The 18192-nt window shown below is 44.7% G+C and carries 13 protein-coding genes; 10 read left to right on the forward strand and 3 right to left on the reverse strand.

Features of this window, described 5'->3' with window-relative positions; genetic code table 11:
* The first annotated feature begins 7 nt into the window (after window positions 1-7).
* The 3 genes from BMX56_RS11125 to BMX56_RS11135 all read left to right on the forward strand — a co-directional run bounded on the left by BMX56_RS11125 (window position 8) and on the right by BMX56_RS11135 (window position 3894).
* Window positions 8-1417, forward strand: a complete 1410-nt coding sequence (locus BMX56_RS11125) for a RagB/SusD family nutrient uptake outer membrane protein (RefSeq protein ID WP_177183778.1) — start codon at window positions 8-10, stop codon at window positions 1415-1417.
* Window positions 1418-1536: 119 nt separating this feature from the next.
* Window positions 1537-2640 (forward strand): TlpA disulfide reductase family protein, encoded by a 1104-nt coding sequence (locus BMX56_RS11130; RefSeq protein ID WP_177183779.1) that lies wholly within the window; start codon window positions 1537-1539, stop codon window positions 2638-2640.
* Between the two features lie 123 nt (window positions 2641-2763).
* Entirely contained in the window at window positions 2764-3894 is a 1131-nt protein-coding gene (locus tag BMX56_RS11135) for a TlpA disulfide reductase family protein (protein WP_090646424.1), read from the forward strand.
* A 328-nt stretch (window positions 3895-4222) separates the two neighbouring features.
* Here BMX56_RS11135 and BMX56_RS11140 read toward each other — a convergent pair whose 3' ends face one another.
* From BMX56_RS11140 to BMX56_RS11150, 3 genes are all read right to left on the reverse strand, one after another.
* Window positions 4223-4948 carry a LytR/AlgR family response regulator transcription factor gene (locus BMX56_RS11140; RefSeq protein WP_090646427.1) on the reverse strand — a complete coding sequence of 242 codons (726 nt, stop codon included), beginning with the start codon at window positions 4946-4948 and terminating at the stop codon, window positions 4223-4225.
* A complete protein-coding gene (locus BMX56_RS11145) occupies window positions 4945-5760 on the reverse strand; it encodes a sensor histidine kinase (RefSeq protein ID WP_255369822.1) in 816 nt (271 codons plus the stop codon). Before BMX56_RS11145 ends, BMX56_RS11140 begins: the two co-directional genes overlap by 4 nt.
* A 416-nt stretch (window positions 5761-6176) precedes the next feature.
* The gene (locus tag BMX56_RS11150) at window positions 6177-6962 is read right to left on the reverse strand and encodes an alpha/beta fold hydrolase (protein ID WP_218152408.1); all 786 of its coding nucleotides are present in this window, start codon (window positions 6960-6962) and stop codon (window positions 6177-6179) included.
* A gap of 347 nt (window positions 6963-7309) precedes the next feature.
* Here BMX56_RS11150 and BMX56_RS11155 point away from each other — a divergent pair, with 347 nt between their 5' ends.
* From BMX56_RS11155 to BMX56_RS11185, 7 genes are all read left to right on the forward strand, one after another.
* A complete protein-coding gene (locus tag BMX56_RS11155) occupies window positions 7310-9634 on the forward strand; it encodes a TonB-dependent receptor (RefSeq protein ID WP_090646438.1) in 2325 nt (774 codons plus the stop codon).
* A gap of 21 nt (window positions 9635-9655) precedes the next feature.
* Window positions 9656-10450 (forward strand): DUF4249 domain-containing protein, encoded by a 795-nt coding sequence (locus BMX56_RS11160; RefSeq protein WP_090646439.1) that lies wholly within the window; start codon window positions 9656-9658, stop codon window positions 10448-10450.
* Window positions 10451-10921: 471 nt separating this feature from the next.
* Window positions 10922-11374, forward strand: a complete 453-nt coding sequence (locus tag BMX56_RS11165) for a hypothetical protein (protein ID WP_090646440.1) — start codon at window positions 10922-10924, stop codon at window positions 11372-11374.
* 2 nt (window positions 11375-11376) lie between these two features.
* Window positions 11377-12366: a DUF6268 family outer membrane beta-barrel protein gene (locus tag BMX56_RS11170; RefSeq protein WP_090646442.1), complete on the forward strand. Its 990-nt coding sequence runs from the start codon at window positions 11377-11379 to the stop codon at window positions 12364-12366.
* 44 nt (window positions 12367-12410) lie between these two features.
* Window positions 12411-13766 carry a TolC family protein gene (locus BMX56_RS11175; protein WP_090646443.1) on the forward strand — a complete coding sequence of 452 codons (1356 nt, stop codon included), beginning with the start codon at window positions 12411-12413 and terminating at the stop codon, window positions 13764-13766.
* A complete protein-coding gene (locus BMX56_RS11180) occupies window positions 13756-14814 on the forward strand; it encodes an efflux RND transporter periplasmic adaptor subunit (protein ID WP_090646445.1) in 1059 nt (352 codons plus the stop codon). The genes BMX56_RS11175 and BMX56_RS11180 overlap by 11 nt, the downstream gene beginning before the upstream one ends.
* A 147-nt stretch (window positions 14815-14961) precedes the next feature.
* Complete coding sequence (locus BMX56_RS11185) at window positions 14962-18090, forward strand: efflux RND transporter permease subunit (RefSeq protein ID WP_090646450.1); 3129 nt, start codon at window positions 14962-14964, stop codon at window positions 18088-18090.
* The last annotated feature ends 102 nt before the right edge of the window (window positions 18091-18192 follow it).

Below are 18192 nucleotides of genomic sequence, written 5' to 3' on the forward strand. Positions count from 1 at the left end.
AATGACCATGAAAGAGATCTTTAAAATTAACCTTATCAAAGGTTTTATATATATGCTGCTGCCTTTTGTAGTTGCCATCACCGGCTGCGAAAAAGCGATAGAAGTAGCCGTTCCGGTAAATCAGATCCCGTCCACTGCTGCCTTCCAGGATTCCCTCACCGCGCAGGCCACCGTAAACGGCATGTATGCATTTATGTACACCGGCGCCTCTGCGAATCTGACGACAAATTACAGTGTTTTCGCCAGTACGCTACCAGCACGCTCAGCAGACGAACTTTACCTGCCTGCTACCCCAACTGATGAATTCGCAAATAACAGCCTGATACCCGGGACGGGTACGGTGAATACGGTATGGCTGCAAAACTACCAGATCATTTACCAGGCAAACGAAATCATTGCGGGAATGGGTGCGTCATCCTTGTCTCCGACCCTCAAAAAACAGCTGATTGGCGAGGCTAAATTTATGCGGGCGTTTTGCCATTTCTACCTGGTCAACTTGTATGGAGCGGTGCCGCTGATCACCACCACGGACATCGCTGTGACCAGGACCCAGCCGCAAAGTACAGTTTCACAGATCTACAGCCAGATCATCAGCGATCTGAAAGATGCGCAGGGATCGCTGGCCCAGGATTATTCCTGGTCGGCCGGCTTGCGGACCAGGGTAAACAGCTGGGCTGCCACTGCTTTGCTGGCCCGTGTTTACCTGTATAATAAAGATTATGTCAACGCTGAAGCAGAAGCCTCCAGGGTGATCGCTCAATCCAGCATGTACAGCCTTCCTGCCAAATTAAGCAACGTGTTTTTGAAGGCCAGCACTGAAACTATCTGGGCTTTTAATACGAATCAGTATGGTTATACTTCTATAGCCAGGGTGTTTATCCCGCTCACGGCGAGCGCTGATCCAAACCATGCGATGACCGCTTCACTGGCGGCCGCTTTTGAGCGGGATGCCCTGAGGCCGGATTATCAGGATGATCGTTTTGACAGCTGGGTGAAAACATCAGCCAGTGGTAAATACTACATCGCTAAATACGGAACGATCACCGCCGCGAATACAGAATTTTTTGTCGTACTGCGCCTGGCTGAACAATACCTGATCCGAGCCGAAGCGAGGGCGCAGCAGAACAATCTTACCGGAAGCCTGGCTGACATCAATGTTATCCGTTCGAGGGCGGGGCTCCATCCGGCAACCGCTCAGAACCAGGCAGAGTTGTTGCTGGCCGTCGAACACGAAAGACAGGTCGAGCTATTCGGTGAATTCGGACATCGCTGGTTTGACCTGAAACGCACAGGCCGTGCAGATGCTGTGCTCGCCCCGGTCAAAGGATCGGCATGGCAGTCTACGGACGTTCTATATCCGATCCCGGCACTGCAGGTGACGAATAATCCGGCCCTGGTTCAAAATCCGGGCTATTGAAATAAATATTGGACAAGGTCGATGCTATACGCGAACATCACCGATGTCGGTCTTGAATGCTGGCCAGTCAATGGTCAGCATTCATTTTGAGACAAGCGGGACCAAATAAAATTCAAGTAATGAGCTACAAAAAATCATACACGATATTATGCGTTATGTTGCTTGTGCTGCCGGCATTTGCCTTCGGCCAGTTAAAGATAACAGGGAATGTCAAAAATCTCAATGCGGATTCCATCCTGCTGATTTATGCTTCTGTGAAATCGAAGCAGGAAAAGGTTAAAATACCCGTTCATAACGGTCAATTCGAATGGCTATCCTCATGGACAGAAACAACAGCTGTAAACGTGATTATGCCGGTAGGCAAATCAAAAATGTCATTTATGCTATTCGCAGAACCCGGAGAACAAAAGTTGAGCGGAGACGCGGCCACGCCAGCCACTTTTAAGGAAATGTCGGTAACAGGGTCAAATACACAAAACGAGTATGTACAGTATTGCACTCAAATGGCAAGTATTTACGCAAAGTATAGCCATGCAAAAGAACTGTTAAAATCGGCACCCGCTTCGGAAGTACCGGAATTGAAAAATCAGGCGGAATCCTATTACCGCCAATACTTTGTTACTGAGAACGACAATTATGTAGAACAGCATCCGGGAAGCTATTTGAGTCTGGAACTCCTGCTTAAAATTGCCAATACAGGAGCATATGATAAGGCTAAACGCCTGTTTGAAAGCTTACAACCGGCTATGAGAACCACTGTTAAAGGTCGAATGATCCAGGCGCAGTTATCAGCCATCCAAAATGGTTCCATTGGAAGAGAAATGCAGGATTTTGCATTCAATGACCCGACTGGGAAAACGATTCGTCTCGCAGATTACAGGGGGAAGTTCGTCCTGGTCGACTTTTGGGCAAGCTGGTGTGCGCCATGCAGGGCAGAAACCCCCAATTTACTAAGAGCGTATCAAACGTTTAAGGATAAGAACTTTACGATATTATCAGTCTCCTGCGATGAAAAGGAAGACAAATGGGTGAAGGCCTTAAAACAAGATCAGTTGCCCTGGGTGCAGGTTCGGGGATCAGGCAGCAAGAGTTTCGAGCTGATGACCTATTTCGGTATAAAAAATATCCCTTCCAGTTTCCTGGTCGACCCTTCAGGAAAGATTCTCGCGAAAGACCTCAGGGGAGATGCGCTAACGGTTAAGTTAAAGCAGGTACTGGAATAATGGACCGGCGAGCCGGCATAAGGTCCTTGCATTCCATAGGACATTTGATCACTCGTCTGCAGCGATGCCGATCTAACGCAAATTATTAGTTATAAAAAATGTTTATAGATTAAAAAATACCACATGAAAAAGATTATTATAATGCTGATTACCCTGTTTCCGATGTCGCTCTATGCGCAGAGGCAAGAGTTTGTGATAGAGGGATCATTTGTCAAAAAAGATATGGACGGTAAGGTTCATTACAATTATAATGAACGCGGGATTAATGTTGCGGACAGCACACCTGTAATCAATGGCAGGTTTGAGTTTAAAGGGAAAGTTTCAGGTATTCAACGAGCCTACTTTACTTTTAAGCCTACGCGGGCAACAGATATCAAACTGGCCTGGCGCGATTCTAAGAGTATATACATTGAACCCGGCAGTTTTAAAATTGTCGCAAAGGATTCCATTTCGACAGCAAGAGTGGTAGGTTCTGCAATAAATTCAGCATATGAAAGTTTTATGGCGCCTTTAGAGGTGATTGCGAAGGAGCGGAAACCACTTTGGGACGAATACGTTAAAATTAAAGCCGCTGATAGAAAGGTGCTGCCAAGAGCTGCTGAACTCAAGGCAAAGATTGACGAAACAACCATAAAGCGAGAAGAACTGCTTAAGGCTTATGTGCGATCTCACCCTAAGTCCTATTTCAGCATCGAGGCCATAACCGAATTGATGGGACCTTATGTTGTAGTTGAAAAAGTGGATGAGCTTTGGGGCACACTTGATCCTGAATTAAAGGAAAGTTATAATGGCAAGATTATCAATGCGGTGATTTTGGGATCAAAAGCAACAGATGTGGGTTCCAGGGCACCGGTATTTGCCCAGCCTGACACATCAGGCAAGATCGTTAAGCTCAAAGACATTAAAGGTAAATATGTACTGGTCGATTTTTGGGCGTCATGGTGCCATCCATGCCGTGCAGAAAACCCCAATGTTTTAAAAGCTTACAATGCTTATAAAACAAAGAATTTTACTGTTGTAGGCATATCGATAGATTTTGAAAAAGATAAAGGTAAATGGATAAAAGCGATAAAAGATGACGGTATGCCCTGGACTCAGTTGCTTTCCCCGGCCAATATTGACGGGGGCGCAATGAAAGCATATGGAATCCATGCCATCCCGTCGAATTTCCTTGTTGATCCAAACGGAATTATCATTGCAAAGAACCTTCACGGTCCCGAACTGCAGAAAAAGCTCGAGGAGCTGTTTAACTGATCAATTTTACAAACAATGGACCTGATCAAATTATGGTTCAAAACAATTTGGATACAATTTATATTTTTGTCTGAATGGGCTACCCAAGAGTCGGTCTCGCAAGTCAAAAATTATAATTATAGAACAAAATTGAATGTTGATAGCCAGAAAATAATATAAAGATGAATATAAAAACGGCAATTCCAGATTTGGAAATTGCCGTTTTTATTAAGAGATGACTTGCTTAAAGAATTTAATAGGATGACTTAAACGCTAAAATGGCTTATGATACAGCCTCTTTTTTATGACTAAAGGTCCTCCGTTCATGTTTGGTTGACAAACAGCAATTTTAGAGCCCTGGATCAAAATGTCCTTCAACATATTTTTTGACAAAATCAGTCCGGTAGATTTCTCCAAGCGGAATTTCCGTTTCCCCCATATATACAGCATGATTATCATAGGAAGTAACCTGTTCCATATTTACAACAAAAGATTTGCTTACTCTGAAAAATAAACGCTGCGGTATTTTTTGATGGATGGTTTTGATATTCATAGCAGTAATCAATTTTTGATTTTGCGTGTAGATGACCACATAGTCTTTTAACCCTTCGATGTAAAGAATATCAGTGAAGTTAAGTTTATAGGTCCTTCGTTCTGATCTGATAAAAAAAAAGTCGTTAGTATTAGACTCTACGGTGTTTTTCGCAGTATCGTCAGACAATAGCTTGTTATACATATCCGCTTTACGGATCGCTTTCTCCAGCCGGACTTTGTCAATAGGCTTCAGCAAATAATCAATAGCATCAAGCTCATAGCTCCGGAGCGCATACTGGGGATAGGCTGTGGTAAAGATGGTCAGGCTTTTTCCCGGGATACTGGCTGCGAAATCAACTCCGTTCAAGCCAGGCATTTCGATATCCAGAAAAAGCAAATCTACTTCGTTTTTAGCCAGGAATTCCATAGCTGCAAATGCATTGGAAAATTTCTTCAGCACTTCAAGGGACGAAACTTCCCTGATCAATATTTCCATTTCGTCCCTGGCCAGGGGCTCGTCGTCTACAATGATACAATTCATAAGGGTATGATTAAATCTACGAAATACTCTTCATCCGTTGAAGATATCTTCAGCATAAAATCATCCTTATACAACAGTTCGAGCCGCCGTTTGATGTTGGCCAGCCCTAAACCACTGTTTTTACGGTCAGCAGGCCAGATATCCGGGCCTTTGGAATTACGGCACTTGAAATAAAGATTTCCATCGTTAACCGAGATATTAATGCGGATATATTCCTGCTCTTCCGTCATGTCCACACTGTATTTAATGGCATTTTCCAGGAACGTGGTAAATAGATTTGGCGGCAAAAAGATGTTTTTCAGACGGCCCTGGGGGATTGCCGCCTCCATAGTAACCGAAAGTTTATCACGGCGGATATTTTCTAATTCCGCCAGGTTAGAAAGAAAATCCAGTTCTGAGAGTAAAGAGGTCTTCGCCTCGCCGTTCTCGTATAACTGGTACCTTAAAAATTCGGAAAGTTTCATGATAACCGTAGTCGCTTTTTCCGGATCGATGCGGATTAGCGCCTTTACGTTGTTCAGCATATTGAACAGGAAGTGAGGATTGATCTGGTTTCGCAGCTCGTTCAGCTCCATTCTAAGGGTTAAATTATTCAATTCGGTAATCCGCTCCTTGTCTTTGATCCATTGTCCGAAAAGTTTCATCATGGTGGTTACCAGAATAATGGCAATAGATACACCCGTGCCTGCATACAAGCCGATATTATCCGAATCCGATAATGATTTTGCAATTCCGCTAGCCTCAAAATAAGCATCCAACAGATAGGATACTAACACTAATGTGCTGAAGACCATCAGTATCAGCAGAATCATATAAATAAAATATCGGCCCTTAAAGAAAAAAATCGGCACCAATACGTACATATTCAGGTAAGTCATCGCGACAAAACCAAAATAAACATCGAACAATCGGAAATATCTGTACGCCTCGCCGTATTCCTTAGACCAGTCGGAGCTATATATAAAGAAAAAAAGCCCGAGTAAGAATATAATATGTCGCAGAAGCCGGTAACGCGTATTAATCAATACGTTAATTGCCTGGTCATTCTTCTGCGCATCGGTATATCGGTCCATATATCTGGAGGATTGAGTAAAACAAAAATAGGATATTTCATCCGGCAGACAGTGGAATTTATACCAAGCCCGTGATTCCTTCTACAAAAGGCCCGGTAAACCGACATTTAGGAGAAAATATAAAGAGTTTGGCCGATGCAGCCATTAAATTCCGGTCAGGCATATATTTTATTTATGAATCCTTTTACGGAGTTGAAGGTTAATCCGGCTGCCTCTTTATGAGGTGTATGGCCTACATCCGGGATAATATACTTTTCTGCCTTACCGCTTATTCCGCTTATTGTTTTTTCTACCTGATTCAATGTGCCATATTCATCTGCTTCTCCCTGAATAAACAAAAGCGGGCATTTAATACATGGTAAAAAGTGCTCAATATTCCAATCTCTGTAGTCGCTTCCCGTCCAGGTTTCTGTCCAGGCTTTAAAAATGGTATCCACCTTATTACCGTGATATTTTTGCAGACGCTCAGCCAGATCGGTGTTCCTATATGCTTCTATCGCTTTAGAAATCCCCCTTAACGTCACATCTTCCACAAAAATATGAGCGGCTTCACATATCACCGCCGTAATCCGTACCGCATATTTGCTTGCTGCAATCAGGGCAATGGAGCCTCCGTCGCTATGACCAAACAGAATTGTTTGATCGATGTCAAATGTATTCAACAGATCATTCAACACATCTGCCTCTAATTCCAAATAGTTAACCGGCCTTTTGTACGAGTTCATTGGTTCAGATTGACCGTAACCTAAACGGTCATACGCCAATACATTACATTGTGTTGCGTCTGCGAGTTTTTGAGGCAGATCCCTCCAGAGGGTTACACAACCCAAAGAATCGTGAAGAAATACAATTGTCGGGGCATTTTTATAAGTGTTTTGAAACGCCACATAAAGATCTTTCCCGTTTATGTTCATCAGCATACCGCCCTTGCTCGTTGTCATTAAATAGATATCAGATTAAACTATTCACTGTATTCTGCTTTTGGATTCCAGCTCAATTTCGGTTTGCGTCATATCTGATTTTGCTATTTAATTAAATAGATAGGGTTCGCCTTATTCTATACCTGCCGTCCCACGTAATAAACAATGTCCCTAAATTATCTAAACACCCGGAAACTGCAAATCGGCCGTTAGCATGGATTTCCGAAATACTTTTATGGGTATTGTCTTTAGTGTTTCTATAACAAATGGCACTACGTATAAATTAAATGGGGTTTGATATAATTCTGTAAAAGTCAATAGCAGCCAACAGTACTTTTAGTATTAATAACCCCCAAAAGCTCAATTCTATGATTAAAGTACTACTCTTTATAATCCTGATAACATCAGTATCGTCATCCTTCGCACAAAAAAAACATACGGTCAGCGGTATTATCAGGGATGGAGCAACCGGCGAGCAACTGATCGGTGCTACGGTAAAAATAAAAGAACTCCCTCAAAACGGAACAGCGACCAACAGCTATGGTTTTTATTCGATATCGGCTTATGAGGGCGAATATACCCTTTTGTTTACATACGTAGGGTATCAGACAGTTACACGCCAGGTTTCCATGCACCAAAATCAAACAATTAATATAGAATTACCTCCAAAGAGCGAACTGAAAGAAGTAGTAATCAGTTCGAACAAGCCCAATAATGATCAGATCGTTTCACCGCAAATGGGTGTTGAAAAGCTAAGTATGACGCAGATTAACCAGGTACCGGTATTATTGGGCGAAAGAGATATACTAAAAACTATTTCCCTGTTACCCGGTATAAAGTCAGCAGGGGAAGGAAATACGGGATTTTACGTACGTGGCGGGGCTTCTGATCAGAACCTGATCCTGCTGGACGAAGCAACGGTTTATAATGCTTCGCATTTTTTTGGCTTTTTCTCAACTTTTAATTCCGATGCTATCAAGGACGTCAGTATCTACAAAGGCGGCATGCCGGCCGAGTACGGCGGCAGGCTGTCTTCAGTGCTGGATGTCAAAATGAACGACGGCAATAAAAAGGAATTTGCTGCTCAGGGCGGACTGGGCCTGATTTCCTCCCGTCTCAAAGTGGAGGGGCCATTAATAAATGATAAAGGATCGTTTATGGTCAGCGCACGCCGGACCTATATCGATCTTTTTTTAAAAGCCTCATCAGATTCGTCCATTAAAGGCAGTTCCCTCTACTTTTATGATATTAATGCTAAGGCCAACTACCATTTTGATGACAAGAACGCGATTTACCTTTCGGGATACCTTGGCAAGGATGTTTTAAGTATAAAAAACACATTTGGCACTAATTGGGGTAATTCCACAGGCACAATCAGGTTTAACCATATATTTAACAACCAGCTGTTTTCCAATACATCCCTGGTATTCAGTAACTATAATTACGCCATACAAAGCTTTCAAGGCAATTCCGATTTTAAGGCAACTTCAAAAATTACGGATATCAACCTGAAAGAAGACCTTCAATTTTCCATGGGCAATGATCACATGCTGAAATTCGGATTGAATGTCCTGCATCATACCATTACGCCGGGTGATATTACCACCAGCGCCACATCCACCTTTAATAGCAGAAGTATAGAACAACGATATGGTTTTGAAAATGCTGCTTATATCAGTGATGAATGGAGGGTAAATGATAAATTAACCTTACTCTACGGGATAAGATTAAGCAGCATGTTTTTATTGGGTCCCGGTACTTTCAGTACTTATGATGCGGCAGGTAAGACTGTAACTTCAACGACTTACGGTTCCGGGCAATTTGTAAAGTCATATGTTAACCCCGAACCCCGTATTTCTGCAAGCTATCTGTTAAATGACGGAAGTTCTGTTAAGGCTTCCTACAACCGAAATACGCAAAATATACATTTATTGACCAATTCCAGCAGCAGTGTTCGGACTGATCTCTACGTCATGAGCAGCAACAACATCAAACCGGAAATAGCTGATCAGGTATCAACGGGTTGGTTTAAAAATTTTAAAGATAATACCTATGAGTTTTCTGCCGAGGTTTATTACAAATGGCTGCAGCACCAAATCGACTATAAAGATGGCGCGCAATTGATCGCCAACCAGGATGTCGAATCCCAACTGACGTACGGAGCAGGCAGGGCATATGGTCTGGAACTGTTTTTAAAGAAAAAATATGGCCGTTTTAACGGCTGGATTGGATATACACTTTCCCGTACCGAACGAAAGTTCAATGCCATTAATAACGGACATTATTACCCCGCCACGCAAGACCGGACGCATGATCTTTCAGTAGTGGGTATCTACCAGTTGAATAAGCGCTGGTCATTTTCCGGTACATTTACTTATGGAACCGGAAACGCGGTCAGCTATCCGACCGGCAAATATAATATAGGCGGCCTGACTACCTTTTCTTACTCTCAGCGAAACGGTTACCGTATGCCGGCATCAAACAGGCTGGATGTCGGTGCCACCCTCGAAGGAAAAGAACATAAAAAATACCATTCGAGCTGGACATTCGGGATCTATAACTTATATGGTTACCGGAATCCATACCTCATTACTTTCCGCGATAGCAAGACCGTGCCTAATACGACCGAAGCGGTACAGACCAGCATTTTTGCAACACCGATACCATCAATTACCTGGAATTTTAAATTTTAACAATCAGACTACATGAAAATAATGACCATAAAATATCAGCTTACCGCCATTCTGATTTTGCTGGCAACTGCATCCTGCACCAAAGTTATTGATCTTAAATTAGGGAATAATACAGGTAAGCTGGTTATTGAAGGCAATATTACAGATACTGGCAGCCACCAATCCATCATGCTTAGCCAGAACGTTCCCTTTTCCAATACCAACACTTATCCCCCTGTCAGCGGGGCTGTAGTTTCTGTAAGGGACGACAAGGGTAATATTTATCCGTTCACTGAAGGAGCTGCAGGAACCTATTCCACCAACATGATGAAAACAACAACGGGTGTTTCCTATACGATGACTGTTTTAACTAACGGCGAAACTTATTCTGCAAATTCAACAATGCCGGCACTTGTTCAGTTAGATTCTATAACAACCCAAAAAAAAGAATTTAATAATAGTAAAGGCCAACAGAATGTTCTTGTGCATTACAAAGACCCGGCCGGGCTAGGCAATCAGTATCGTTTCGTGATGTATGTAAATAACATCCAGGTCAAATGGATTTTTGCTTTTAATGACGATTTCACCGACGGCAGGTATGTTAATAATGATCTGCAGGAGGACGATATTGATATTTATAGAGGAGACACCGTTACCGTGGAAATGCAATGTATTGACAAACCCATTTATACTTATTGGCTGACGTTGATGCAACAAGCCGGTAATGGTCCTGAAGGATCAGTTGCTCCTTCTAACCCGCCTACTAATATAACCCCGGCCACCCTGGGCTATTTCAGTGCACATACGACACAAATCAAAACCATTATTGTAAAATAGCTTGTATTGTGCTTACAAAAGGCGCTGTGATTTCAAATGTGCAATAATATCCTATTTGGCATGCCCCCAATTATAAAGTGAATACAGACGTCATTCCAATTTCCTTAAAACTATCAGCTTAACCAGCTTACAATATTGACAGATATCCTTGGGCTTAACTAATGTAAAAGTATGTCTTTGATTTTTAGACTGGCTATAGCCGCTAAGGCATAAACATTTTCCTTCAAGCGGGTAGCACCTGCTGATCAATAATTCAGTTGTTTGTTCACCTATCTGTGTATCGGTCTGCTTATCTGTGTATTCCGGCAGAATAAGAATAGGGAATTCCGTCCGCCGGACCGCGAATTTACACTAAGGACATAATTTCTTAAGCGAAAAAACCGGACAAAGCGGGGTTTGGTAGAAAATGCAGCGGGGTTAGTATAAAAACAAAATTCAGCATTGTTTCAGCACCTTTCTTTGCGCTAAATCATGAATACGAAGGATCTGAAAACACTTAAAAAGTTAGCCGTAAATATAGCATCTGGTGCTGGTATGTCCGTGGACAGCCAATGCGGAAAACTTACAGAACTGGCCTATTTGTGTCACTTCGTTCAATGTTACCGGCCGTCGATGCATATTGCCGGGTGGCAGCGTCATCCGGTGTATATTATGGAAGACGCGGGAACCAAAACAGGTATCGCTTTTTGTGACCTCCAGTTGCCGCTAAACCTGACAATGCATCAGGAAGCCCCGGCTTCCAATAATTCAGCCGATTCTGATACGCGGGATGTTGCAGAGTTATGGCTGGTTTTGGTAGCCGGGGATATAACGAAGCGTAAATCCTTTTTTCTTGATCTGGTAAAAGTACATCAGCTATCCACAACTTTCGATAAGATATTCCTTTTCGATTTTTTTCAATCAATAATCCAAGTCATTAAGTAATTATGAAAACCACGAACAAGCTCCTGCTCACCGTCGCGGCATTGATCCTGTCAAAAAACGGTTTCGCGCAAAACCAGGACAGTATAACCACCAAAAAAGTGGTGGCTTATGCCGCCAATAAATTTCCTGAAACCAGAACCTTCAATTTTGAATTTTCAGGTTCCGGACCCTATAATTTCACTTCGACCTTACGGGGCGAAGCATTACCCGCAGGCAGGGTAACGAACTGGACGCAAGCGAGGGCAAGTGCCAACATCAATTTCATCAAATCGAAACACTGGATACTGGGAACTACGTTTACCTATCGTTTCACTTCGCTTACCGCCGCCCTGAATGAACCTGTTTCAGGTCTTACTAGTTCAGTGAATGAGAATTTTCAATACCATAATTCGTCCTTAAACCTGGCTTACGTATCAAAACTGTTTGATAAAACAACCATATACTCCAGTAGCGTAAGTATTGACGGAAGTGAAAAACAGTTTGAGCGGGTTCGGGGGCAGTTTGCTGCAACAATGTTATTAAAGGCCGACGCGCGGACAAAAATGGGTATCGGTTTTGTTGTCAACATTGACCCAAGTGCTCAGTTGCCGATACTTCCGGTATTCACTTACGAACATCGCTTTGACAACGGACTTGTCGCGGATATTACCCTGCCCAGGAATATATTTATCCGGAAACAGGTATTTAGAAATGGCAGAATCACCCTGGGTACTGAACTGGATCGCACCAGTTTCTACCTGTATCACCTGGACAATACCGGACGGACCTTTGAATTTAACCAGGTCGATCTGAATAACGGGCTGATCTATGAATACCGGCTTTGGGATTATTTTATCCTGACCATGAAGGGGGGATTGAAGACCAGTCTGTCGCCCCGGATATTCGACCGTAACAAATCTTATAATGATCCGATTTTTCAGGCAAAAGCTGATCCCTCAGCATATTTCAACGTTGGGATTTCCTTCAACCCCTTTGCAAAGAAAAGAAGATAATCACAACCCTTAAACGCCAGCGGCTGCTATCAAACCGTTGTATCATGAGCAAAAATATCATATTCCTATTATTGGCATTGCTTCCTTTCCGGTTAGCAGCCCAATCATCCTGGTCGCTTAAAACCTGCATTGATTACGGCCTGAAAAATAACCGGAGCAATACCGTATACGCCAATGAAAAGAAAATCGCGGATGCCAAAGCGAGAGAGGCCCTGGCCGCTTATCTGCCCAGCATAGGGGTCACCAGCACGCTTGATGATAACCTGAAGGTTCAGGTAAGCGTCATCCCTGCCGGGATTTTCGGACCAAATGACCTGCGGGTTGCTTTTACCAAGCAGTTTAACACCAACCATCTGGCACGCGTTGATCAAACCATTTATGATCAGTCACTGCTTACCGGTTTAAAAGCCAATAAATATAATGTCCAGCAGGCACAGCTGAACCAACGCCAGAATGACGAAACCATCATTTATAATATCAGTACGGCTTATTCGCAGATATTCGTTTACCGGGAGCAGCTCAACCTGTTAAAAGCTAATCAGGAAACCTATAAGGGGCAAATGGAAATTATTTCCCTCCGGGTAAAAAAGGGTACAGCCTTGCAAAAGGACGCGGATAAAGTAGCCGTTGACTATAATAACGCCCAATCGCAGATTCAAGTGGCCGAGAGCAACCTTACCCTTGCTGAAAACCAGCTCAAGTATGAGATGGGTTACCCAATCAATACTGCGCTGGCTATTGACAGTACTGCTGCCAGCGATGTGTTTATACCTGTTGCCCCGGCCCTTGCCAATAACAGCGCATTTACGGCAGATAATCGTACCGACTACCGTATTTCACAGGTGAATGCCAAACTACTGGAGATTGACGAAAGCCGGATTAAGGCAGGTGCCCTTCCTAAACTGACTGCTTATGCACAATATGGTTTCATCGGTTTCGGCGACCGGCTTGGGCCTGCCTTTTCCGGCATGTCACCCTATTCAGCAATTGGCCTTAAACTGAACATCCCGCTGTTTGATTTCTTCAAGCGCAGCGCGCAGTATAGCCAGGCCAAATATAAGCGCCTTAACGCGCAGGAGAACCTGAAGCTGGATGAGGACAAATACCATTTGGACTATGAGAACGCACGGACCAAAGTACTTAAAGAACAAAGCAACGTAGAGAATAACCGCCGTAATATACAATTGGCACAATCGGTATTCAGCACTACCGACCTTCAGTTAAAGAAAGGCACCACTGATCTTACCGATTGGCTGAACGCGCAAAACTCATTAAAAGAAGCGCAAAATAATTACCTCAACTCGCTGTATGCCTTCTTCCAGGCCCGTATCGACCTTGAAAAAGCAGGCGGCACATTAAAAACCTTTTACACCGGCTTATCATCAGCACATGAAAACTAAATATATTGTACTTATAGCCCTTTTAGCGATAGTAGCGCTGATCGTATTCAGGCTTACATCCAATAAGAAGAAACTGGACGAAAAGAACAGACCTGCACCTGTCACCGCGGTTCGTATCCCGGTTAAAGCAGCTACCGCTAAAGAGCAATTACTGGAGATCAGTATGGTGAAAACCGGTAATCTTGCACCTTTTAAGGAAGCTAAGGCGCTTGCAAAAACCGGGGGTACCTTATTACAGGTGCGATTTAAATTAGGTGACCAGGTGAACGAAGGACAGGTTCTGGCCCTGACCGATACCCGGGCCCAGCAGCTGGAGTTACAAAAGGCGGAAACCAGTGTAGCCAAACTGCGTAACGATCTGAACACTTATACCGAGTTGTTGCAGGGGAAGGCCGCGACACAGGAGCAGGTGAACAATATCCGGCAGGATTATTCAAATGCCCTCAATCAGGCCGGTCAGGCGCGCAAGAACCTGGCTGATGCTTCCATTAAAGCACCAACCAGCGGCATTATATCTGCCAGGCCCGTTGAAGAAGGTGTTTTTGTAAACGGAGGTGCGGAGATAGCCACTATCGTCAACCTGTCCAAAGCCAAGGTGCAGGTTAACCTGACGGAGGCCGAGGTTTACCAGATTATACAGAGGCAGAAAGTTAAAATAACCACCGACGTTTATCCCGGTAAGGTTTTTGCCGGTTCGGTAACATTTATTAGTCCGCAGGCGGATCAGACCCATAATTACCTGGTAGAAATACAGATCGATAACTCGCAAAAAGCCATACTGCGTTCCGGAACTTTTGTTTATGCCGATTTCTCTGAAAAGACATCCCAACAGGTGTTGGTCATCCCGCGTGAGGCACTGACGGAAAGTATTAAGAATGCCTCGGTTTATGTGGTTGAAAATGGCATTGCCAGGCAGAAAAGTATTCAAACGGGAGCCGAAATGGGCGGTATGATCGCGGTGACCGGCGGCCTGAAAGCCGGTGATCAGGTGGTAACATCCGGCCAGATCAATTTGAAAGATGGCACGCCGGTAAGTATTTCCAAATAACGACTGGTATGACAGTAAATGATCAACAGGGCAGGCCATCCCGGTCGACTATTATTGTTGGCATCATTATGCTGCTGCTGATCGCTTTACAAACCTATTTAAAAATAAAGATCGCACGATCCATTTTACAAACTAAAACACCGGTACATGTCAATAGCAGAGATTGCCGTTAAACGGCCCTTATTTATCATCGTCATCTTCACCGTACTCTTCCTGTTCGGCGCATTGAGCTATTCCAAACTTAACTATAAACTTCTGCCCAATATCGAGGTAGCCACCGTTTCTGTAAGTACAGTGTACCCGGGTGCCTCGGCTGCCGAGGTAGAAACTTCAGTAACAAAAAAACTGGAAGATGCTTTTGCTTCAGTAGAAGGCCTCGATAAGATCAGTTCAACCTCACAGGAAGGCGTGTCACAGATCGCGGTCCAGCTAAAAGGCGGAACAGATGTGGACCAGGCGGAGCGCGATATTCAGCGCAAGGCAGACCAGGCGCAAAATGACCTGCCGGATGATATTGACCGCCCTATAGTCAATAAGATCAATTTAGAGGAAACACCCGTTATCCGTGCGGGTGTCACTTCAACGCTTGCGCCCAAAGCATTATATGACCTGGTAGATCAGGACTTTCGCCCCATGCTTCAGAATGTGAGCGGAGTGGGGCAGATCAACATTATTGGCGGCGACGAGCGGGAGATACAGGTGAACATTGATCAGGGAAAGTTAAGGGCTTACGGATTGGGCATTACCCAGGTAAGCGATGCGATCAATAACGCGAATAAATCCTTCCCTGCGGGTAGGATTGAAACCCAGAATCAGCAGGTATCTATTCAGTTTGATGCCAATGTGGCCTCCGTCAGCCAGATCCGCGACCTCATTGTGAAACAACAACCGGGCGGTGGCAGTATCTATCTGAAGGATATTGCCGAGGTGGTTGACGCGACGGCAAAAGTAACGGCCATCAATCATATCAATGGTTTGCCATCCGTTGGTATACAGGTGATCAAACAGACAGATGCCAATGCGGTGAATGTGAGCAAAGGCGTAAAAGCGATGTTCAGCCGGCTGGAAAGCCAGTATAAGACCCAGGGCATTCACTTTACCGTATCGAGCGATCAGTCCACCTACACGCTTCGCTCGGCCAACGCGGTAATGGAAGACCTTGGCCTGGCCGTTGTGATTGTGGGGGTGGTGATGTTAGCCTTTCTGCACAGTTTCCGCAGTTCCATGTTTGTGATGATAGCCCTGCCTTCATCCATCATCCCAACCTTCATCGCGATGTATTTCCTGGGTTTCTCCCTCAACCTGATGACGCTAATGGCCATGTCGCTGGTAGTAGGTATCCTGGTCGATGACTCCATTGTTGTACTGGAGAATATTTACCGGCACCTGGAGATGGGGTCTGAACGCCGGAAGGCCGCGCTGGATGGTCGCAACGAGATCGGTTTTACAGCGATGGCAATCACGCTGGTGGACGTTGTGGTGTTCCTGCCGCTGGCATTGTCGGGCGGTATGATCGGTTCTATATTGCGGGAGTTCTCCCTGGTGGTGGTCATTTCCACGCTCATGAGCCTATTCGTGTCATTCACGGTAACGCCATTGCTGGCCAGCCGCTTCGGCAGGCTGGAGCACCTGACGAAAGTCACCCTATGGGGCCGTATAAACCTGGGCTTCGAGCATGTGATTGACATCGTGAAAGAAAGCTATGGCAAGATGCTGGAGGTGATGCTGCACAAAAAACGCTGGTTGCTGTCTGGCGTAATTGTACTCATCATCGGCTCGCTTATGCTGGTCGGCAAAGGCTTTATCGGCGCGTCATTTATCCCTTCGAGTGACCAGGGCGAATTACTGATCAATCTTGAACTCGAACCGGCAGCGTCCATCTATCAGACCAACATGGTAACACAACAGGTAGAAAAGATGATCATGGCACAGCCTGAGGTTGAAAAGGTTTTTTCCAGTATCGGGTTTGTGAGCGGCGGTGTAGTAGGTACCGGTAATAACGCGAACAGGGCTGAGCTAACAGTGAGCCTGAAAGACCGCAAGGAGCGGAATATGACCGCCGATGAGTTCGGTATTATCATACAGCAAAAACTGAGCGCTGCAATTGCCGGTGTTAAAGTGACGGCATCATCAACCTCCATCACCGGTAACGCGAGTTCCGCACCTATACAGATTGCTATCAAAGGAGTAGACCGGGAAGCCGTGCGAAGAGTGGCCGAGCAGTACCGAAACATGGTGGCTACCATACCCGGAACCAAGTTCGTACAGCTTTCGGTCAAAGACAGAAAGCCGCAGGTGGAGGTAAAGCTGAACCGTGATAAAATGACTTTGCTGGGCATCAACGCCAGCCAGGTTGGCGGTGCTTTACAGAATGCATTCAGTGGCAACAGTAAGAGCAAGTTCAAACAATCTGGCAATGAGTATGACATCCTGATCAGTCTGGATCGTTATGACCGGTCTAATATTAACGATCTGAGAAATCTGTCCTTCATCAATAATGACGGACAGGCTTTTGTGTTGAGCCAGTTTGCTGAAGTCAGGGACGGCCTGGGTGAAAGTGTTTTACAGCGAAGCGACCGGATGGGTTCCATTACTGTCAACGCCAATGTTGCAGGCAGGCCGACCGGCACGGTCGCCAGTGAGATTAAAATAAAAGCGGCAAAAATCAAGCTTCCCGAAGGGATTGCTGTGGAGTATCTTGGTGATGTAAAGAACCAGGCAGATGCCTTTGGCAGCCTGGGCCTCGCACTCATTATAGCTATTGTCCTGGTTTACCTCATTATGGTAGCGCTTTATGAAAGTGTGATCTATCCCTTTGTGGTATTATTCTCCATACCAGTGGCTTTGATCGGCACTTTGCTGGCCCTGGCGCTCGCCATGGAAACGCTGAACATCTTTTCGATCATCGGGGTGATCATGCTATTGGGCCTGGTGTCTAAAAATGCTATCCTGATCGTTGATTTTACCAACCAGCTTAAAGCGGAAGGGCGGAGTGTTAAGGAAGCATTGATCGAAGCGGGTAAAGAGCGTTTGAGGCCCATCCTGATGACCACGCTGGCTATGATCTTTGGTATGCTCCCCATCGCTATTGCCAGTGGTGCGGGCTCCGAGATTAAAAACGGGATGGCTTGGGTGATCATCGGTGGATTGACCAGCTCTATGATCCTGACATTGTTTGTTGTTCCGGCAATGTACCTGATCATTGATAAACTGGCTATGAAATTCAAAAAAAAGGAGCAGGCTGAGCTTAGCCGGATTGAGTTGAGTGATCATTGATGATGGACAATTCCCCGGCATCGGATTTTAACCGTAAAGACTAAGTTTGGATCCGCTATCCACGACGTTTATTTATGCGTGATTTGCGCGTATTGCGCTGTC

Source organism: Mucilaginibacter sp. OK283 (assembly GCF_900110415.1).
Classification (GTDB): domain Bacteria; phylum Bacteroidota; class Bacteroidia; order Sphingobacteriales; family Sphingobacteriaceae; genus Mucilaginibacter.